This is a genomic window from Paenibacillus sp. PL91 (assembly GCF_012935325.2).
GTDB lineage: Bacteria > Bacillota > Bacilli > Paenibacillales > Paenibacillaceae > Pristimantibacillus.
The window spans coordinates 1-4,285 of sequence record NZ_JABBYG020000051.1; the positions used below are offsets into that span (position 1 = coordinate 1).

At 42.8% G+C, this 4,285-nt stretch carries 3 protein-coding genes; 2 read left to right on the forward strand and 1 reads right to left on the reverse strand.

The features are described 5' to 3' along the window. Positions 1–395 precede the first annotated feature (395 nt). Both HI950_RS35185 and HI950_RS35190 read left to right on the forward strand, forming a co-directional pair. A complete protein-coding gene (locus HI950_RS35185; RefSeq protein WP_169091725.1) occupies positions 396–1,946 on the forward strand; it encodes a right-handed parallel beta-helix repeat-containing protein in 1,551 nt (516 codons plus the stop codon). A gap of 766 nt (positions 1,947–2,712) precedes the next feature. After that, on the forward strand, positions 2,713–3,213 hold the full coding sequence (locus HI950_RS35190) for a hypothetical protein (protein ID WP_223285699.1): 501 nt from the start codon (positions 2,713–2,715) through the stop codon (positions 3,211–3,213). Between the two features lie 366 nt (positions 3,214–3,579). Here the strand turns inward: HI950_RS35190 and HI950_RS35195 are convergent, their stop codons facing one another. After that, a complete protein-coding gene (locus HI950_RS35195; RefSeq protein WP_169091723.1) occupies positions 3,580–3,996 on the reverse strand; it encodes a hypothetical protein in 417 nt (138 codons plus the stop codon). Between the last annotated feature and the right edge of the window lie 289 nt (positions 3,997–4,285).

Below are 4,285 nucleotides of genomic sequence, written 5' to 3' on the forward strand. Positions count from 1 at the left end.
GATTTTAAAAAGACATTTACGAGTCCCACCCACGGAGTAATGAGTCTTAATGTTGCGATTCAAAGATATGTTTGGCACGATCGGCATCATATTTCACAAATCGAATCACTAAAAGAACGTATGGGATGGTAAGTAAATATCATTTATTTGTACATATGGGTCGATGGGAAATAAGAATTATCCGTTCAACTAACGGGACACGATAGTGGAGGAGTTGCTTCGAGGAAGCTCCTCTTTTGGTTTATTGAAGTAAACGGGCAGTAGAGCATGGTGGCAGACAATTCTCCTTGATCATATTTGCTCAAAAGTGTTTAAGTGATGGCGTTTAAGATCCGTTATCCAGATGGCTGTAGTATAATTAAAAGAAAACAATCAGGAAAGGCAAATCCATCTCAATGCAAATAAAAAGTAAATTACTCATTCTGGGTATGGTAGTTGTAACTGTAACTGTAGGAATTATGTCGGGGCAATTGCTGGCCACTTCCACTTCAGCTGCCACTCCCACCTATTATGTAGACTCCAAAGGCAACGATGGCAACGCGGGCACCCAAAAATCTCCTTGGAGAACTCTCCAGCATGCAGCAGACGTAGCTAAACCGGGTAGCACGGTGTATGTAAGAGGGGGCGTCTATAAGCAAAAACTTAAAATATCCCGCTCCGGCTCAGCCCGGGGTGGTTCGATCACGTTCACAAACTTTCCGAAGGAAAGGGCAATCATTGATGGAAGCGGACTTTCTGTCACAGGACAACAAGGCATTGTTGAGATTGAAGATGCCAGCTATATCACGATAAAGGGGTTTGAAATCCGTAATTTTATCACAACAAAAAAAGATCAATTGCCTATAGGTATATATGTCCACGGCTCGGGAAGCTATATTAACATCCTGAATAACAAAGTGCATGACATCAAAAATACCGTTGCACCAACCGGAAGAGACCTGCTTGGCCGGGATGCACACGGTATCGCTGTGTATGGTACTGATGCACCCGCCTCCATCCATCATGTAACGATAGAAGGAAATGAACTTTACAAGCTGGTACTTGGTTCAAGCGAGTCCCTTGTTTTAAACGGCAATGTCGATACTTTTTCCGTGACGAACAATCTCATTCATGATAATGACAATATCGGAATTGATCTCATCGGCTTCGAAGGAATATCTCCGCATCCGTCCTACGATCAAGTGAGAAACGGATTAGTCAGCGGCAATAGAATATATAACATCACATCCAACTTTAACCCTTCTTACGGCAAATCACTTCCTAACAATAGCAATGCGGCCGTCGGTATTTATGTAGATGGGGGGAGAGACAGCGTTATAGAACGAAATTACAGTTACAAGAACGATATTGGCATTGAAATTGCCAGTGAAAATACAGGGAAATCCACAACCGATATTACCGTGCGAAGCAACATCATCTACAATAATCGATATACCGGAATAGCGATGGGCGGGTACGATAGTGAACGAGGCGCAACTGTAAATTGCAAGATCATCAACAATACCATATATCAAAATAATTCGATGAATGACGGTAGTGGTCAAATTCTGCTACAGCACGATACAAAGAATAATTTGATCACAAATAATATCATCTTTGCGGATTCATCGAATGTCTTCATCTATAACGAATACTCGAAAAACTCGGGAAATGTGGTAGACTACAATCTTTATTACGCTCCCGGAGACGTTTCGAAAGCAACTTGGACTTGGAAAAACAAGGAGTATGTCGGTTTCAACGCTTATAAGACCAGTACCGGAAATGATGGACACTCTATTTTTGCCGATCCCAGGTTTGTGAATCAAGCGACAAATAATTTCCACCTTAAAGCTGCTTCCGCAGCAATTGATGCGGGTAGATCATACAATTTGATCATCAAAACCTTGGACATTGACGGTCAAGCAAGACTACAGGGAGTATCTGTTAACATAGGGGCAGATGAGTAATGGGCAGTACCGCCGCTCTCGTCCTACGATCCTATCCGTTACGCTAACGGGAGACGTTAGTTCATAATACAAACGATGAAGGAGCTGCTGCGGCAGCTCCTTTTACATCTTCACAAAATGAGGGTTTTTGTACAGATGTACTGCTGGGCGTTAAGCTAACGGGCAGATTACGCTAATGGATTCAGACTAACATAATAATCTTATCGGTTCTTTACATGTGTTTGCCACGTTATTAACTCGCTTCAGAGCCCTTCCTTTTATGCGTTTGATCAATCATATTTAAGACTAAGGTCTAGCTGGAAAATAGACCTTAGTTTATTTTCGGCATTATTTTCAAGTGTGGGCTGCACTCGGGTCCTGCGCCGTAACCCTGCTAGCCGTTATATTGAAACCCCTTTTTCCAGACAGTCCAGACTATACAAAGGGATTTGCTCCAATGTGGGTTACGGCATTCGCCGCAATAATTGGAGTGATCGTTTTGCTGCTGTCAATGGGTTGGATGCGAGTAAGACTTGTACCACGTCTACTCGTGCTAATCAGCGCATGGAGCGCTTCTATTCTGCTAATCTGGTCATCAGCTGGTATCGTCTTTGATGCACTCCGCACGGCCGCTGTGATTGGAATACCCGGTTTGCCACCCGTCGTTGACTGGTCAGGCTTTGTGTCCCGGGCTATAAGCCTCACAGGAGCAACGTTACTGGCAATGGTCACCATCTCTTTTCAGCGCGTATCCCGCGGTGCATGTGTTGCGTGTGGCCAAGGGCCCTTGATCAAGAGGAAGATTCGCTCGAATGCGTGGCTTGGCTATGCCGCTTTCATCCTTTCATTTCCATATCCTTTGCTGAAAATCTACTGGACACTTGGTGGGAATTTAGGGGGCGGTCAAAATTTCGGCCATCATTCTGCGTTTGGGGAAATTCTGGTTTTTGGTGCTAGTGCATTGCTTTCCCTTGCTCTTGTCCAAAGATGGGGGCGCATATTCCCCCGTTGGGTCCCGTTTTTTGCTGGCAAAAAAGTTCCTCGCAGGATTTTTATCATTGGAGGTTGGATTGCTGCCTGTATGACAGCTCCTATGGGGCTACTGGCGATATTTGGGACTTTTATGCAAGCACTAGGTCTGGCTGATGGTCCTGTGCGTTTTGATGGCAACGGATTGATGGTATCCATGGTGTACGGAGGGTGGATGTTGTTAGGTATCGCACTTGGTGGAGCCACCTGGGGCTATCAGCAGCAAACCAGAGCCAGTTGCGTACAATGTGGCCGATAACTTTATTTATAAGGGGGGCCATTTTTATACTGGGATAAAGTTTTCAAATTTGATACAAAAGGTGACATTGTTAAAATTAAGGAAGTTAATGCGGTATTCAAACCATGGGCAAATGGGACCCGTTTTTGTGCTAGGTACAAAATGAAATTTATATTGAAATTGACAGCAGTCGCTTGTCTAAAGATGATATGATTAAGCTGGCGAAGTCAATGAGTTCATTACGCTAACGGAGAACGATAGTTCAATAAAGACACGGAGGCAGCTGATCACAATGATCGGCTGCTTCATCACGCTAACGGGCAGGAGAGTTCCAATATGTGGTATTATAAGTGTTGATGACAAAACTGCAGCCAATTTTGAGAGAATCTAAATGCTAGGTGATGCGCTCAATAACTCTTGCCGCTCTAATCTTTCCAGCTCATCATCATGTAAAGCTGCTCGACGCTTTAGGAGTTCATATGTCTCGCTCCACTCGTCAGGGTATCTTGTCCATTGAATTCGCTTATTCAGCTCTCCAAGGGCATGCTCTACTCTATTTCTAAATTGTTTCCATACCATCTTAGCTCTGTAATAGTCACCGTTATTACGAGTAGCATTCACTACGTCATAACAGAGTTTGTCTTTTTTGGAAATCTCCATACTGATTTCATCAACTTTAAAAAGTATTTCTTTTTTGAGTTTGGCGTCATTCTCCATAGTTGCGATCATTTCGGATATAATAGAAATTATATTGTGATTATTTTGAGCTGAGTGATTAATACTTTCAGCGAGTTGGATAGTCATAGATTTTTCCCTCCTAGTAACGGGATAGTTTTATAAAGAGCTGTTACCATTCTGGTTTTATATAATATTGTTCGTTAGAAGGAACTTTTTTTAGTCGCTATGCAAGTGATAAAGAAGTAACTCATTTCTGGATTTCGTTGTGTTATTCAATTAACGGGTAACGATAGTTCAATGATAGCAGCGGCGTTCTAGGACTTTATTTCTCGTCCATAGCTGCCGTCGTATTCGGACCATACTGTCTATTAGTGTGTATTGATATCCACTCATGTACAATAGAAAGTACGTTTTT

Bases quoted from the DNA above. Each gene is read 5' to 3' on its own strand.
- HI950_RS35185 (WP_169091725.1), top strand. From the start codon at position 396: ATGCAAATAAAAAGTAAATTACTCATTCTGGGTATGGTAGTTGTAACT.
- HI950_RS35195 (WP_169091723.1), bottom strand. From the start codon at position 3,996: ATGACTATCCAACTCGCTGAAAGTATTAATCACTCAGCTCAAAATAAT.